At 41.3% G+C, this 15,352-nt stretch carries 18 protein-coding genes; 14 read left to right on the top strand and 4 right to left on the bottom strand.

Translation table 11 applies throughout. The annotated features are described in order from the left end of the window. Positions 1-58: 58 nt before the first annotated feature. Entirely contained in the window at positions 59-1,261 is a 1,203-nt protein-coding gene (locus CO230_RS02770; protein ID WP_122027205.1) for an IS256 family transposase, read from the top strand. Between the two features lie 822 nt (positions 1,262-2,083). Here the strand turns inward: CO230_RS02770 and CO230_RS02775 are convergent. Then, positions 2,084-3,493 carry an alkaline phosphatase gene (locus CO230_RS02775; protein WP_122027206.1) on the bottom strand — a complete coding sequence of 470 codons (1,410 nt, stop codon included), beginning with the start codon at positions 3,491-3,493 and terminating at the stop codon, positions 2,084-2,086. A gap of 118 nt (positions 3,494-3,611) precedes the next feature. Here CO230_RS02775 and pafA point away from each other — a divergent pair, with 118 nt between their 5' ends. After that, a complete protein-coding gene (pafA, locus tag CO230_RS02780) occupies positions 3,612-5,258 on the top strand; it encodes an alkaline phosphatase PafA (protein WP_122027207.1) in 1,647 nt (548 codons plus the stop codon). Between the two features lie 290 nt (positions 5,259-5,548). Here the strand turns inward: pafA and CO230_RS02785 are convergent, their stop codons facing one another. Both CO230_RS02785 and CO230_RS02790 read right to left on the bottom strand, forming a co-directional pair. Next, positions 5,549-6,076 carry a DUF4136 domain-containing protein gene (locus CO230_RS02785; protein WP_122027208.1) on the bottom strand — a complete coding sequence of 176 codons (528 nt, stop codon included), beginning with the start codon at positions 6,074-6,076 and terminating at the stop codon, positions 5,549-5,551. A 33-nt stretch (positions 6,077-6,109) separates the two neighbouring features. Next, positions 6,110-6,292: a DUF5522 domain-containing protein gene (locus CO230_RS02790; RefSeq protein ID WP_122027209.1), complete on the bottom strand. Its 183-nt coding sequence runs from the start codon at positions 6,290-6,292 to the stop codon at positions 6,110-6,112. 39 nt (positions 6,293-6,331) lie between these two features. On the opposite strand from CO230_RS02790, the gene CO230_RS02795 reads away from it, so the two are divergent. From CO230_RS02795 to hemL, 5 genes are all read left to right on the top strand, one after another. Next, entirely contained in the window at positions 6,332-6,664 is a 333-nt protein-coding gene (locus CO230_RS02795) for a hypothetical protein (RefSeq protein WP_122027210.1), read from the top strand. Positions 6,665-6,747: 83 nt separating this feature from the next. Beyond that, positions 6,748-7,074: a YegP family protein gene (locus CO230_RS02800; RefSeq protein ID WP_122027211.1), complete on the top strand. Its 327-nt coding sequence runs from the start codon at positions 6,748-6,750 to the stop codon at positions 7,072-7,074. A gap of 110 nt (positions 7,075-7,184) precedes the next feature. Next, positions 7,185-8,099 carry a 1-aminocyclopropane-1-carboxylate deaminase/D-cysteine desulfhydrase gene (locus tag CO230_RS02805; protein WP_122028867.1) on the top strand — a complete coding sequence of 305 codons (915 nt, stop codon included), beginning with the start codon at positions 7,185-7,187 and terminating at the stop codon, positions 8,097-8,099. A 12-nt stretch (positions 8,100-8,111) separates the two neighbouring features. Beyond that, positions 8,112-9,161, top strand: a complete 1,050-nt coding sequence (locus CO230_RS02810) for a glucosaminidase domain-containing protein (protein WP_122027212.1) — start codon at positions 8,112-8,114, stop codon at positions 9,159-9,161. An 18-nt stretch (positions 9,162-9,179) separates the two neighbouring features. Next, positions 9,180-10,463, top strand: coding sequence for a glutamate-1-semialdehyde 2,1-aminomutase (hemL, locus tag CO230_RS02815; protein WP_122027213.1), 1,284 nt, complete (start codon positions 9,180-9,182; stop codon positions 10,461-10,463). 148 nt (positions 10,464-10,611) lie between these two features. Here hemL and CO230_RS12615 read toward each other — a convergent pair whose 3' ends face one another. Then, positions 10,612-10,815 (bottom strand): helix-turn-helix domain-containing protein, encoded by a 204-nt coding sequence (locus CO230_RS12615; protein WP_410492862.1) that lies wholly within the window; start codon positions 10,813-10,815, stop codon positions 10,612-10,614. A 245-nt stretch (positions 10,816-11,060) separates the two neighbouring features. On the opposite strand from CO230_RS12615, the gene CO230_RS12155 reads away from it, so the two are divergent. From CO230_RS12155 to CO230_RS02850, 7 genes are all read left to right on the top strand, one after another. Beyond that, positions 11,061-11,237 (top strand): hypothetical protein, encoded by a 177-nt coding sequence (locus tag CO230_RS12155; RefSeq protein WP_162989962.1) that lies wholly within the window; start codon positions 11,061-11,063, stop codon positions 11,235-11,237. 6 nt (positions 11,238-11,243) lie between these two features. After that, a complete protein-coding gene (locus CO230_RS02825; protein WP_162989963.1) occupies positions 11,244-11,447 on the top strand; it encodes a hypothetical protein in 204 nt (67 codons plus the stop codon). A 314-nt stretch (positions 11,448-11,761) separates the two neighbouring features. Beyond that, positions 11,762-12,034, top strand: a complete 273-nt coding sequence (locus tag CO230_RS02830; protein WP_122027215.1) for a transposase — start codon at positions 11,762-11,764, stop codon at positions 12,032-12,034. After that, positions 12,031-12,891 (top strand): IS3 family transposase, encoded by an 861-nt coding sequence (locus tag CO230_RS02835; RefSeq protein ID WP_122027216.1) that lies wholly within the window; start codon positions 12,031-12,033, stop codon positions 12,889-12,891. Before CO230_RS02830 ends, CO230_RS02835 begins: the two co-directional genes overlap by 4 nt. Positions 12,892-13,170: 279 nt before the next feature. Beyond that, positions 13,171-13,674, top strand: coding sequence for a hypothetical protein (locus CO230_RS02840; protein ID WP_122027217.1), 504 nt, complete (start codon positions 13,171-13,173; stop codon positions 13,672-13,674). Beyond that, on the top strand, positions 13,674-14,195 hold the full coding sequence (locus tag CO230_RS02845; RefSeq protein ID WP_122027218.1) for a TlpA family protein disulfide reductase: 522 nt from the start codon (positions 13,674-13,676) through the stop codon (positions 14,193-14,195). Before CO230_RS02840 ends, CO230_RS02845 begins: the two co-directional genes overlap by 1 nt. Further along, entirely contained in the window at positions 14,185-15,348 is a 1,164-nt protein-coding gene (locus tag CO230_RS02850) for an ABC transporter transmembrane domain-containing protein (protein ID WP_122027219.1), read from the top strand. The genes CO230_RS02845 and CO230_RS02850 overlap by 11 nt, the downstream gene beginning before the upstream one ends. The last annotated feature ends 4 nt before the right edge of the window (positions 15,349-15,352 follow it).

The raw sequence follows: 15,352 nt of genomic DNA on the forward strand, positions 1-15,352 counted from the left end.
GCGAAGTGGTTCGGCGCAGCCAAATAACTTTTTACTATTTTTAAACCATTATACAGTTATGATCGACAAAGAAGAATTATTGAACAACAAAGAGTTTTATAAATCATTTAAAAGCGGAGAAGATTTAACCGCCTTCTTCAAACAAATGCACAAGAGTGCCGTAGAGCACATGCTGAACGCTGAACTGGATGCCCATCTGGACAACGAAAAGCATGAAAAAACTAAAGAAGGAAATTATCGTAATGGGCACGGAACCAAAAAGATAAAATCCTCTTTTGGAGAATCTGAAATCAAGGTTCCCAGAGACCGAAACGGTGATTTTGAGCCTGCTTTAGTTCCTAAAAGACATAATATAATTGAAGGTCTGGAAAATGTGATCATCTCTTTTTATGCAAAAGGGATGAGCGTAAGCGACATCGAAGAACAGGTTCGGGAAATGTATGATTTTGAGGTGTCTACTTCCACCATATCCCGCATCACCAGTGCAGTAGCAAGTGAAATGGTAAGCTGGCAGAACCGTCCTCTGGACGATCTCTATCTGATTGTGTGGATGGACGGAATTGTTTTTAAAGTCCGTGAAAACTCTAAAGTCATCAATAAAACCATCTATTTGGCGGTGGGCCTGAACCGCGAGGGCAGAAAGGAAGTTTTGGGCATGTGGCTGGGAAAGAATGAAAGTTGCAGTTTCTGGATGAGCGTACTAACGGATCTCAAAGCCCGTGGCATAGAGGACATTCTGATTACTGCTACCGACAATCTCAATGGGTTTACTCAAACCATCCGATCCGTTTTTCCACAATCCCAAACTCAAATCTGCGTAGTCCATCAGATTAGAAATGCCTGTAAATATGTGGTTTGGAAGGACAGAAAAGCCTTTACAGCAGATATGAAACACATCTATACTGCGCCAAACAAACAGGCGGCAGAAGCTGCCCTACTGGATTTTGCAGAAAAATGGGAGTCTAAATATTCTTACGCCATCAGATCCTGGAAGGAAAATTGGGATGAACTCACCGTGTTCTTCGATTTTCCTTTGGAAATCCGCAAGATCATCTATACCACCAACTTAATTGAAAATCTGAACGGAAAAATAAGAAAATACACCAAAAACAAAATGTCATTCCCAACGGATGATGCCGTGCTGAAATCGGTTTATTTGGCCTTGAGAGAAGCCACCAAAAAGTGGACAATGCCCATCCAAAATTGGGGGATTGTTCTAAACCAATTTATGCTTATTTTTGAAGAAAGGCTCAGATTATAAAATCCAAGCCTCAACTTTTTAACTTACACACTTTAAGGGATAGTGTCCTTTTAATCGCACAATCATTGAATTGAAATATAAGAATAAGCCGGAAGTAACCCACGCATCGGAACTTTTAATCGCACAAACATTGAATTGAAATTTTTTTGGCTTATGTTCTGTGAGATCATACTGGGCTTTTAATCGCACAATCATTGAGTTGAAATACAGCTCGAAGCGGATAAAGAAGAACTTTTGGAAGCGTCTTTTAATCGCATAATCATTGAATTGAAATTAGGCGAAGGCGCTGGCCAGCTGTGCCGTGGTGCGCTTTTAATCGCACAATCATTGAATTGAAATCTGCAACAAAGGCAAACCCAGTTCAAGCCGCTTAGCTTTTAACCGCACAATCATTGAATTGAAATAATTTTCGGCACTTGTCTAAAAGACTCCAGGACGCTTTTAATCGCACAATCATTAAATTGAAATCATTGCGAAACTTTCAGGCACAAACCTTACCGAGTCTTTTAATCGCACAATCATTGAATAGTTATTTCAGAATTTATTTATTAACCTGTATAGTTATTTTAGGACGGGGTCAAGGACGGGTCCCACAGCAGTCACCTTGCCGGATACTTCATAGATACTTCATGGATAGTTCATGAAAACAAAAATTGAAATTGAATAAATCTTTACCTGTTTTGTCGCTAACATAAATTGGTATATTTCAACTTTGATGTTTTCCCGGAGCAATTTAATTCTTATACTTTGAAAGATGACCGCCATCTCTTCAAATCAAAAACGCCCCGAACATCGGAGCGTTTTCTTATTAGTAACAGTTGTCTAAAACTTATTCTCAACCTCCGCCGCCTTCAGAAGGAAAGTGTGCATATCCGTATTTTTCATAAACGGTTTCATCTGTTCGCTGCCGGGTCCAAACATCGCCACTTCGCTGTAGTCCGCCGAGTGATCCATGCTGATCCAGCCTACTGAGGTGTAATCCTGCTGAATTTGAGACAGTAATTTGAACGGAAGATGCCGCGGATTGTACATGCCGTCTTCCATTTTTGCTTTGGCATAATAGGATTGGATTTCTTTGGCCTGCTCATCGGTAATCGCGATTCCGGCATTGGCCTGCGCGATACGGTCTTTGATGGTGCTGAGGCTGTCGTTGCCGTTGATTCCCTGCAGGATCCATTCGTTGGTTTGCGAGAATTTTTGGATGCGGTCGAAATTTTCGTTGACCTTTCGGCCATAGATAAGTCCGGGATTGGCATTGCCGTGGTCTGTCGTTAAAACTACCAGCGTGTTGCCGTCTTTTTTAGCGAAATCAATCGCCACTTTCACGGCATCATCGAACGCGAGCTGATCGTAGATGAGGCCTGAAATATCGTTTCCGTGCGCCGCCCAGTCGACTTTTCCGGCTTCAACCTGCATCACGAATCCGTTTTTGTCATCCTTCATGTGTCCGATGGCTTTTGAAGTCATTTCTGCCAGCGTCGGGATGTTGTTTTTCATAAAAGTGCTGCTGAGGTGATCGGTAGAATAGGGCAAACCATCTTCATCAAAGGTGGCAAGGAGAGGTTTGTTAGCAGGTGTAGCATTCATTTCAGCCTTATTGCGTGCCACGGAATAGCCTTTTTTCCTGAAAACTGAATAAACGTCTTTCTTGTCTTCGCGCTGCGCCGCATCGAAATATTTATGTCCACCGCCCATGATGACATCAAATCCTAATTCAGAATAAGTCATGGCAATATCCTGCTGAGAATTCCGGCTTTTGCTGTAAACCGAAAATCCCGCTGGTGTGGCATGTGTCACCGGAACCGTGGTCACCAAACCGATCTTTTTGCCTGCTTTTTTGAATTTCTGAAGGATGGGCAAATGCTCTTCACCATTGACGCCTATGTTCAGGCTGCCGTTATTCACGCGGTGCCCGCCACCCCATGAGGAGCTTGCTGCCGCCGAATCTGTCACTACCGAATTGGCCGAAGCCATATCCATCAGTCCGCGCTGTACCAGATTTTGCTCGTATAAAGAAAGCCACTGCGAAGGCCGTCCCAGTTTGCGGCGGCTGTACATATCGGCCATCTGCAGGGTGCCGATGCTCATGCCATCGCTGACCATAAATATGATATTCTTCGCTTTCTTACCGCCAAATTCTTCTTTAAATATATTCGCTTTCGCACTAAAAGGTGTGAGAAGCAGTCCGCCTAAGGCCAGAGAACCGCTTTTCAATAAATCGCGTCTTTTCATTAATCCTATTTTGTTCAAATTTAAGCAAAGATGAGCGAACAGGACGGCAATTTTCACGAAAACCGCGGGGCTGCTTTGTAATTTCCCTTAAATTTGTCGGTATTAAAATATAATTAAAATGTCCGGTAAAATTCCAGTTCTGTTTTTCGTATTCCTGTCTTTTTTCAGCATAAACGCACAGAAAAATCAATCTAAACCAGCTCCTAAGCCTAAACTGGTCGTTGGCCTTGTAGTTGACCAAATGCGGTGGGATTTCCTGTACCGCTACGAGTCCAAGTATGGTAACGGCGGCTTCAAAAGGCTAATGAGGGAAGGGTACAACCTTAATAATGTGATGATTGATTATGTGCCCACAGTCACCGCGCTCGGGCATACCGCCATCTATACTGGTTCGGTACCAGCCATACATGGTATCGCGGGTAATGACTGGACGGATCGGAAAACCGGTAAGAATGTGTACTGCACCACCGATACGGAAGTAAAGGGGATTGGTGCAAGTTCTGAAAAGATTGGCGCGCACTCACCGCATAATCTGTGGAGTACCACCATTACCGACCAATTGGGCATCTCTACGAATTTCCGTTCCAAAGTGGTAGGCGTTTCTTTGAAGGACCGCGCTTCCATCTTGCCTGCCGGTCATAATCCTACCGGAGCTTTTTGGTTCGATGAGGGGACGGGGCATTTCATCACAAGTTCGTATTATATGAGTGACCTGCCACAGTGGCTGAAGAATTTTAATGCACAGAACTGGGGCGAAAAACTGGTGGCTGACGGTTGGGATACCTCATTACCAATTGATAGGTATACCGAAAGTACGGCCGATGATGTGCCGTGGGAAAACCTGTTGGGCAGCGCCAAAACACCAACATTCCCCTACAGAAGTCTGGCCGCGGATTACGCGAAGAAAAAAGGCATCATCCGGACAACACCTTTTGGCAACACCCTTACGCTTAAGGTAGCGGAGGCCGCGATTGATGGCTATCAGATGGGCAAGAACGCCGATACCGACTTTCTCGCAGTAAACATTGCCTCGACTGATTATGTGGGACATTCATTTGGCCCGAATTCCATCGAAGTGCAGGATACGTATTTACGTTTAGACAAAGACCTCGAAAACTTTTTCATCATGCTTGATAAAAAAGTAGGGAAGGGCAATTATCTGGTGTTTCTGTCAGCAGACCATGGGGGCGCGCATTCTTTAGGTTATATGGAAGCGAACAAAATGCTGACAGGCCTCTTTGACGACGGTTTACAGAAAAATCTTGAAGAAGAACTGGAAGCAAAGTTTGCACATGAAAAAATCATTTGGGGAATCGACAATTACCAGATTTTCCTCAACCGTGATCTGATCGAAAAAAACAACCTTGATGAAGAAGACATCAAAGAATTTCTGATCAAACGCCTGAACCGTGACAAACGTGTTTTATACGCGGTAGATTTGGCAGAGGTAGCCAGCGCCGCCATTCCAGAACCTATAAAATCACGTATTATCAATGGGTACAACTGGCAGCGGAGCGGCGACATCCAGATCATCTCACACGATGGCATGTTGCCGAATTACGCGAAAAAAGGAACCACGCACAGCGTATGGAACTCATACGATTCTCACATTCCACTGATATTTATGGGCGCTGGTGTTAAGCAGGGCCAAAGCTCAAAGCCCTACCACATGACTGACATTGCGCCGACACTCGCGCAAATACTGAAAATTGAAAACCCGAGTGGCAGCATTGGTCAGCCAATCGCGGAAGTTTTAGCGGATTAAGTCTGCGAGAGCGCTATTTGTAAGCCTGTTCAAAGAAAAGACTCCTTTTGCTGTCAATTTTTTTTATGGTGAGGTCGTGTAATTATAATCTCGTGACGATTGAGATGAATAGTGATGACGATGCGGAAAGTGTTGGTCCTTTTTAACAAAGGTTTGATTGTAAGCATACAAATACAAACCATACTGTTGAAATAATGTTAATGAGATAGGCTCAAAGCCAGAAGCGATCAGCCACAAAAGGCGCTCCCCGAGGGAGCGCCTTTGTTTTTTGTAAACTTGAATATCTTAGGTTAGCGCTGTGGTGGATACTGCGCCATGATCTCAGCCACAATTTCCGGGATCTGTTTTTGTTTAGACTTTGGTGAATCTACCGAAATGCCGCTTCCGGTACCTTGCCAAACAAGTTTTTGGGTTCTTGCGTCAATCAGGTCAAGAGTCAGCGCGCCCTGGTTGTAGTTGGAAGTCCAGGTTCTGTTCATCCCAACGCCCCAACCGAATGGTCCGCCCCAGCCGTACATGCCGTAGGGCCTTGTACTTTGGATGTCCTGAATTTTTTTGTGGTTTGCTTTTACATTGACGATGAGATCCGGATTTTCCGACACGCTTAAACCTTTCGATTGAAGCTGTTTCGAGACCTCGTTCAGCACGCGGTCTTTATCAATGTCGTTCAGTTTTAAATCATCAATACGCAGTTTATAGGTTTTGTACGTATTGAAATTAGCGGTTTCAGCATAATCGGATTTTACCTGAAAAGGACTGCATGAGCTTAAACCTAGCGAAACGGAAGCTATAAGCAGCAGGATATATTTCTTATACATGGCGTTAAATTTAATTTATTGAAAGATAATGTTTTATTTGTTTTTTTGGTTCACTTTAATAAATCGGTCTGTTCTCTTGTCATAACCGTATGGGCAGTGCCGGCAGCCGCTCTTGCAGCAATAACCGCGTTTAAGGTGATATTTCTCTGTAAATACACGGTAGCCCTGCTCATTGTAATAAAAGTCTTCGTGTTCTTGGATGTTCTTTTGGCTCATGGGTTAAATGTTAACTACCAAATATTTTATCTTTGTGAAATGGTTGTTGTCTGGCAGTTACTCCTCAAAAATACAAAAATTTCAGCGATCACCCTTTTTCCGCTAATCATCCTGCGCCGGCCTGCATTGCGGCAGGATGCTGTCCTCATCAACCACGAAAGAATCCACCTGCGGCAGCAGCTGGAACTTTTGGTGGTTTTCTTTTACATCATATATGTGGTGGAATATTATTACTGGTATCTCAAACTGAAAAATCCCTATGAAGCCTATAAAGCCATTTCATTTGAACGTGAAGCCTATGCGATGGAAAAAAATCTGGATTATCTGAAAACCAGAAAATGGTGGAGTTTCCTGAAATTCAGGCGGAAATAGCATTAAATTCAAGTTAAAATATAGGAACATGCCGGAACGAATCCTGAATTATATGTACCTTTATCTTTTAAAATCCTGAAAAGATGGCAAAATACGTAATGACAAAAACTTCGGACAACGAATTCCGTTGGGTCTTGAAAGCCGGGAATGGCGAACCCCTGCTGACGAGCGAAACCTTTACTACAAAGCAAAACTGCCGTGCCAGTATCGAAAGCAGTAAGAAAAACCTAGGGGATGATTCTTTCAAAAAGCTGGATTCTGTAAGACACCAACCATACTTTACACAAGTGGCAGGTAATCACCAGCCATTGGCCACGAGCGAAATGTATGCCTCTGCCCAATCCCGCGACAATGGGATTGAAAGTGTAAGGAAAAATGCCCCAGACGCGCAGATCGAAGATCTTACCTGAGAACATCAAACGTATTTTAAAAGATTATTCAGGGAGTGTTTCCTGAAGCACACCGTTACGTCACTAACCCAAAACAAGATACCATCCAACCCGTATTGTTGAGTTTCCTTATGCAGATTCCTGATATTCAAATTCCTGTTATAGAGATACCGACTGGTAATAAAATCCGCCTCTTCATCAAAAGGGAAGACCTAATTCATCCCGAAATCTCAGGCAATAAATACTGGAAACTGTTTTGCAACCTCAATACTTATCTGGAAAAAAAGCCATACAATCCTTTTTTGGTTACATTCGGTGGCGCTTTCTCGAACCATATTGCCGCAATAGCCGCAGTGGGCCGACAGTTGAACATTCCCACTTTAGGCATCATCCGTGGGGAAGAGCTTCACGATAAATGGCAACAAAACCAAACGCTGAACACCGCTGCCCATAACGGGATGCGTTTTCGGTTCGTCACTCGCGATGTTTACAGAAACAAGGGAACGCTGTCGCAGCAACTTCAAGAAGAATTCCCGCACGCGCTGCTGATTCCCGAGGGCGGCACCAACACTTTGGCTGTAAAGGGCATACAGCACATGCTCGGCGAACAAACAAAAAGTTTTGATTATCTTTGCGCTCCGGTAGGCACAGGCGGCACAGTGGCAGGCATCTCGAAATTTGCGCTGGATCATCAGCAGGTACTGGGTTTTACCGCAGTAAATGATACATCACTCGCAGAAACCATAACTTTGCTTTCGGGCAGAAAAAATGTGGAGCTTATAGAAGCGCATCTTGGGGCGTATGGTAAAATAACCGATGAAAATATCCGTTTTATCAATACGTTTTATCAAAAGCACCAAGTGCCGCTCGATCCTGTTTACACCGGTAAGATGATGATGAAGATATGCAGTTTGGCACACAGCGGTTTTTTCCCGGATGGCAGTAAAGTGCTGGCATTTCATACCGGTGGCCTACAGGGGATTGCCGGTGCCAACCAACGCCTGGCGGCAGCCAACCGACCGCAGATCAACTTCGGTACTTACTAAAATTAAATATGTATGAAGAAGACAATCCTGTTATTTTCCTTAATTATTTTAGCAAAAATACACGCACAAAAGTGGAAAAATGATGAACAGTACATCCAAAGATTTGCAGCCTATGCCGTAGAGGAAATGGAAAAATATAAAATTCCGGCCTCTATCACGCTTGCTCAGGGACTTTTAGAAACCGGCGGCGGACAAAGCCGGCTCGCGCAGCAAGGCAACAATCATTTCGGGATCAAATGTAAGGAAGATTGGACGGGAAAAACCATGAAACATACGGATGACGCACCGAATGAGTGCTTCCGGGTGTACAATGATCCGCGGGAGTCCTATGAAGACCACTCCAAGTTCCTGGCCTACCGAAAATATTATACCAACCTTTTCAAGCTCGATATCAAGGATTACAAGGCTTGGGCGCACGGTCTGAAAAAAGCAGGCTATGCCACCAATCCCCGTTACGCGTACATCCTGATCGATAAGATCGAGAAAAACAGACTCTATGAATTCGATAATACCAATTCAAAGGAAGTCCTTTACACCGTGCTGAAACTGTACCCAGCCCTTCGCGACGATAAAATCTTCATGGCGAAACTTGATCAGAGCAAAGCTTCCTCGAAACCCATCACAGTTACGGTACCTTACGAACAGACATCTTACGCTAAGCAACAGCAAAAAGTAGAGAAAATAAAGACCCGTGCGGAAGTACTGAATACGCTGCTGGTAAAAAACCACCCGAACGGAGGCAAGAAATTCGTCATCATTCCTGATGATGTAGAATTGAGCGTGATCTCACAAAAATTCGGGATCTCCGAGAGCAAACTGATGCGGTGGAATGAACTCGACGGAACCAGCCTCCGTAAGAACGACGTGATTTTCCTCGAAGGAAAAGCCTCTAGCGGAAATGTGGCCACATACAAAACAAAAGTTGGCGAATCCATGCACGAGATCTCTCAGAAATTCGGCATCAGACTCAGCAAACTGTACGATAAAAACCGCATGGCCTACGGCGAACAGCCCAAAAGCGGCCAACTTATTTACCTGAAGGACCGCAAACCGCGCAGCTAACAAACAAATAATACCCTAATGTTATATCAAAGAAGTTCGGCCTTGTTCGATGAGGCATACAAATATATCCCGGGCGGTGTAAATTCGCCGGTACGCGCATTCAAATCCGTTGGTGGCGTGCCCATTTTCATGAAATCTGCCAAAGGCGCCTACATGACCGATGCCGACGATAATACCTATATCGATTACATCAATTCGTGGGGTCCCGCGATTTTGGGACACACGCATCCCGAGGTTTTGGAATCCATCAAGAAACAGGCTGAAAACGGATTTTCCTACGGAACTCCTTCTGAACTTGAGACCGAAATCGCAAAACTTATCGTTGAAAACGTTCCGAATATCGACCAGATCCGGATGGTTTCTTCCGGCACTGAAGCGTGTATGAGCGCAATTCGCCTGGCCAGAGGCTTTACGGGCAGGGATAAATTCATCAAGTTTGAAGGTTGCTATCATGGGCACTCCGATTCATTTTTAATTAAAGCCGGAAGTGGTGCGGCTACGTTTGGCAACCCAAATTCGCCCGGAGTAACCGCCGGAACCGCGAAAGATACGTTGCTCGCGAGATATAATGATATTGAGCAAGTGGCGGATCTGTTCAGACATAATGAAGGGCAAATCGCTGCAGTGATCGTAGAACCCGTGGCCGGAAACATGGGCTGCGTATTGCCGGAAAACAATTTCCTGCAGAATTTAAGAAGACTTTGCGACGAGAATGGCGCGTTGCTGATTTTTGATGAAGTGATGACAGGTTTCCGACTTGGATTCGGTGGCGCGCAGGAAGTTTACAATGTGAAAGCCGATTTGGTAACTTACGGAAAAGTCATCGGTGGCGGCCTGCCGGTGGGTGCTTTTGCAGGTAGGAACGAGATTATGGATCATCTGGCGCCGAAAGGTGCGGTGTATCAGGCCGGTACATTAAGCGGAAATCCGTTGGCGATGCGTGCCGGACTCACCACTCTGGAGCTCATCAGAAAAGATGAAAACTTCTACCGAAACATCAATAAAACCACTGAAACCCTCGATTTTGAAATCGGAAAAATATTGAATTCAAAGAACATTCAGCATCGGATCAACAGAAAAGGCTCGATGATGAGTATCTTTTTCCACATCAGATCTGTTTCGAATTTTGATGAAGCGGCGCAGGCCAATCACGCGCTGTTTAATAATTTCTTTCATTTTCTGCTTAAAAACGGAATTTACCTTCCACCAAGCGGCTATGAAACGTGGTTTATCTCCGATGCGATCAAACAAAAAGAAATTGAGAGAACTTTGGAAGTCATTAGAAAATTTGAGTACTCGTGATAGGTCAAATAATACAGTAAAATAAACTTCAGCTAGTTCTAGAAGGCGACAGGGAATATAAATATTGAAAGAGATTTTAAATCTTAAGGTGTTCTGTTATTATACAGTAAAACATTTGTTTAATAGTGCTTTTTCTCAATACATTTTTCTATAAATTCACTTGGAGTAATATTGAATTGAGTACAGATTTTTGCATAAGCACAAAATCTATTTTCTTAATTCTACCATTCTCTATTTTAGAGAGTTTACTTTGGAAGATGTTTAGCGTGTCAGCTAATTGTTCTTGTGATATCATTTTGCTTTCTCTTATTTTTTTTATTTTGAATCCAATATCCATACTGCTCATTATCATTTATTTTCAGTTAGTGCAAAATCTTTGTTAAAGTATCTTGTATACATACATGCTAAAGATTTAATAAATTTTACGATAATCCGAAAATAAATATTTTCGATGTGTTATACAAATTAAAAAATGAAGGATATATTCAGATTATTCCAAATGGAATAGAATGGATAAAAATTTCTTCTCATTTTAGCAACAATAAAAACAAAGTGTTTTTTATATCACAAAATTTATTAATTTAAAAACTTAATTTTATGAAAAAGTTAAATTTAATTCAAATGGAAAATTTGCAGGGTTCTGTAAATTGTTCTGAAGATACATTTTGGTGGATAGTAGGTGCGGGCACTGCTTTGACACTAGCTACTGGAGGTGTTGGGGCTTGGGCTTTAGCTGGGGGAATATATGGTTGTGTAATTGCTAATTCAAAATAAATTATTATGAAAACATTATCTTTACAACAGATGGAATCAATTAATGGTGAGTCGGGTTTTAGTTCATTTTGTGCTGGTTTTGCAGCAGGTCAAGTTGGTGTTGCAGTTGCTGTCAAAATTGGATTAATTGCTGCTCCACCAGTCGGTGCAACAGTTGGTGCTGTTGTATTAGCTATAGATGCTGCTTGTGCTTTGGAATGGTTTTTTTAATTTCTTTAATATGGTAAGAATTATTGTAATTGTATTTTACGTTATTTCATTACTTATTATGGTGCTCGATTTTTTGAAAGTCATTGATGTGCCTAAGTATATAAAACTTATTTATATACTGATTGCAATTATTGCTACAATTGATATTTTTTATTTGTCAAAAAGAAATAAATAACTCATTTTTTTTTACAAAAAAAGTAAGTTGTCAATAGTTGACAACTTTTTCTTTATGAAAAATTTTATTATATATTTTATAGTTACCCCCGAAAATCGGACAGTAAGTTTAGTTGAAAAAAAACAATTAAATTTACGATATGTCACAGCGAAGAAAATTCAATTCAGGATTTAAATTTAAAGTAGTGGTGGAAGCTTTGAGCGAGCGATACACTATGCAGGAACTCGGCCGAAAGCACGATCTGCACCCCAACCAGATCTCTTCATGGAAGAAAGAGTTCTTGCAAAAATGCGCCGATGTTTTTGGTAAGGAGGCTGCTGCAGAAGATAAAAAAGAGGATGTCGACAAGCTTTATAAGGTTATCGGTCAGCAGAAAATGGAGATTGATTTTTTAAAAAAAGCCTTGTCATGAAACAGTGCCGCCGAGCCCGTAAAGCTCATATTGACAAGGCCAATGCGCTCAGCGTTAAAAAGCAGTGTGAGGTGTTGCAGATATCGCGCAGCTCCCATTATTACAGGAAAGTTCCGCAAAGCAGTCTGAACCTGAATCTGATGCGGCTGATCGATGAAGAGTTCCTGAACCGTCCCTGGAAAGGAGTTCCCAGGATGACCAACTGGCTACAGCAGGATATGGGGTATACCATCAACAAAAAGCGTGTGGAAAGGCTTTACCGGGTGATGGGTCTGAGTGCTTCGGCACCTGGCCCTGCCACCTCCAAAAAAGGCAAAGGCAAGAAACACAAGATCTTCCCATATCTTTTGAGAAATTTAAACATTACGGCTTCCAATCAAGTTTGGGCAATGGATATCACCTATATTCCTGTGCAGGGCGGCTATCTTTATCTTTGTGCGGTAATCGATCTGTACAGCAGGTTTGTGGTAGGATGGAGCCTGAGCAACACGATGACTTCCGAATGGTGCCGCGATACCGTGGAGACGGCCATTGGAAAATACGGCAAGCCTGAAATCTTCAATACCGATCAGGGCAGTCAGTTCACTGCAGATCTCTTCACAGAATTTATTACCAAACAGGGAATAGCCCTAAGCATGGACGGCAAAGGACGCGCTCTGGATAATATTTTTATTGAAAGACTCTGGCGAAGTGTGAAATACGAGAATGTATACCTATATGCTTATCAGGATGGACGAGCGTGCTACGGCGGCCTGAAACAGTATTTTCAATATTACAACAACGAGAGAAGGCATCAAAGTCTTGCATACGAAGTACCTGCGGAAGTCTACGACCGTACAAAAAAGGAAGCAGCATAAATGAACTTTCACACAGTTTTACACATTCCCACACTACACGGAAAAATCTTTGAAGGGATTTTTCCTATGTGGAAATTTGCAAAACTGCTACCCTTAAAAACAAATAAAATCAAACTTAACTTTTAAGATTTACTGTCCAAACTTTGGGGGAAACTATATTTAGCTGTCGTCTTATGTTATATTATCTTAACTTATCTTGATAGACATTTCATTGCAACTGACAGCAAAATTTTCGATTTTCTTTCTCAAGACTATCCCAGTCAAGTGGTACAAAACTATATGGAAAGCCAAAAAAAATGGTGGTGGGTTTCTTATGCGGTAACGCCTTTGCTTATAGGGATAAAGGTTTTATTAGTGGCATTTTGCCTAAACTTTATCCAGCTTTTTGATTTGACCAGCTTGGAAAAAATTAAATTTTCAGATTTTATTTTTATTGTCCTTTTGGCTGAATTTGTCTTCGTTATTGCGGGTTTATATAAGTTTGTAAATTTCTACTGGTTACAAACCGATTATAATTTGGAAGATTTGCAGACTTATTACCCCATTTCGCTTATTAATCTAAGAGAATATCTATCTACTGAGAAATGGTTGGCCTACCCTTTACAATTGGTTAATCTTTTTGAACTTTTTTATTGGGGGTTTTTAGCTTGGGGAATTACCGAATTATCTGACAATAAAGTGAAGTTTGGAAAATCCTTTGGATTGGTTGCTTTAACTTATGGGATAGGGTTGCTATTTTGGGTTGGAGTGGTGAGTTTTTTAATTCTAAATGCGCAATACTGATGATGAACAAAAAAGCACTTAAGATATTTGCAATTATTATTCCTGTCGTTTTTATAGGAATGATGATTTATTTGTTCATAGGTTTTCAAAACAAAAAGAAGAATGTGGAAGGTTTGCAAAATATTCCTGCTTTTTCTGTTCAGGACATTAACGGAACTACCTTAACAGAGAAAAATATTCCCGAAGGAAATAAAGTATTGGTGTATTTTAATCCCGAATGTGAGTATTGTCAAATGGAAATGCATGAACTATCACAGATTAATGAAAAACATAAAGACATCAATTGGATTATGTTTACCGATAAACCTTTAATGGAAATACAGCAATTTGCGCAAAAATATCATTTGGATAAAGCCGAAAATATAAAATGGTGCAACGATCCCAAAGCCGAAGTTTATCTAAAATTTGCGATGACAGGAATTCCTTATTTTCTTGGGTACAATGCAGAGAATAAATTGGTTCACCGAAGCACGGGAGCAACAAAAATTGAAAAAGTTTTAGCGGATTTTGATGGAAAATAGAAAGCTTATCCTAAAAACTTTTTCGCTTCAAAAAGATTTAACGGATTGCGGTGTGGGATGCCTGCAATCTTTGATGCGTTACTACGGCGGTGATGTGTCTTTAGAAACTTTAAGGGAAAAGAGTGGCACGGCAAAAACAGGAACCACACTTTTAGGGCTTTACCAATGTGCTAATGAGATAGGTTTTGAAGCCGAAGGCTGCGAAGCGGATTTAAACGCTTTGATAGAACACGGCGAGCCTGTTATTTTACACGTAATCTTAGAAAATAAACACGAACATTATGTGGTCTGCTATCACACAATTAATTCTCAAAATAATCAATTTCTTATTGGTAATCCTGCCAAAGGAATAGAAATCTGGTCGCTAGAATACTTAGAGGAGGTTTGGAAATCTAAAACCTGTCTTACCCTGAAACCAAAGGAAAACTTTGTAAAGGTTTCCGAAACCAAGAAAAAAAAGATAAAATGGCTGAAGGAGCTCCTTAGCAAAGATAAAGAAGCGGTTTATACAATTATCGTTCTTGGTGCTATGTTTACACTTTTGGGAATGGCAATGTCTATCTTTTCACAAAAGTTAATTGATGATATTTTACCTAAAAGAAAAATCAACGTTTTGATGCTGAGCATCGCGTTTCTTGGCTTTTTGCTTCTCGGCAGAGTTGGAATCCAGGCCTTACGAGAATTGTATATCATAAAACAAAGCAAGGCATTTAATCAGCGGATAAACCATAAGTTTTATTCATCGTTGCTTCATTTGCCCAAATTATTTTTTGATACCCGAAAAGTTGGTGATTTTGTAGCAAGACTCAACGATACCCAAAGAATACAGAATGTTATTAGAATTTTAATAACTAATACCGCAACGGATGTTTTGGGCGTTCTGATTTCTATTGGTTTTTTATTTTACTATTCCTGGAAACTGGCTTTGTTTTGCTTGTTGGTTTCGCCTTTGGTTTTCTACTTGATTTTTAGGTTTAACAAAAGAATTATTGAATCCCAAAGAAATGTTATGGAGGCTTATAGTGGAAATGAAGCAAATTACATTGACAGCATTAGAGGAATTGACGTAGTAAAAGGATTCTCTAAACAAAATCTTTTCTCAAAAGAAACGAAGTCTTTTATGAGAATTTTCAGAATAAAATTTTTGAATTAGGTAA

It is taken from the genome of Chryseobacterium sp. 6424, from assembly GCF_003692615.1.
In the GTDB taxonomy this organism is placed as follows: Bacteria; Bacteroidota; Bacteroidia; order Flavobacteriales; family Weeksellaceae; genus Kaistella.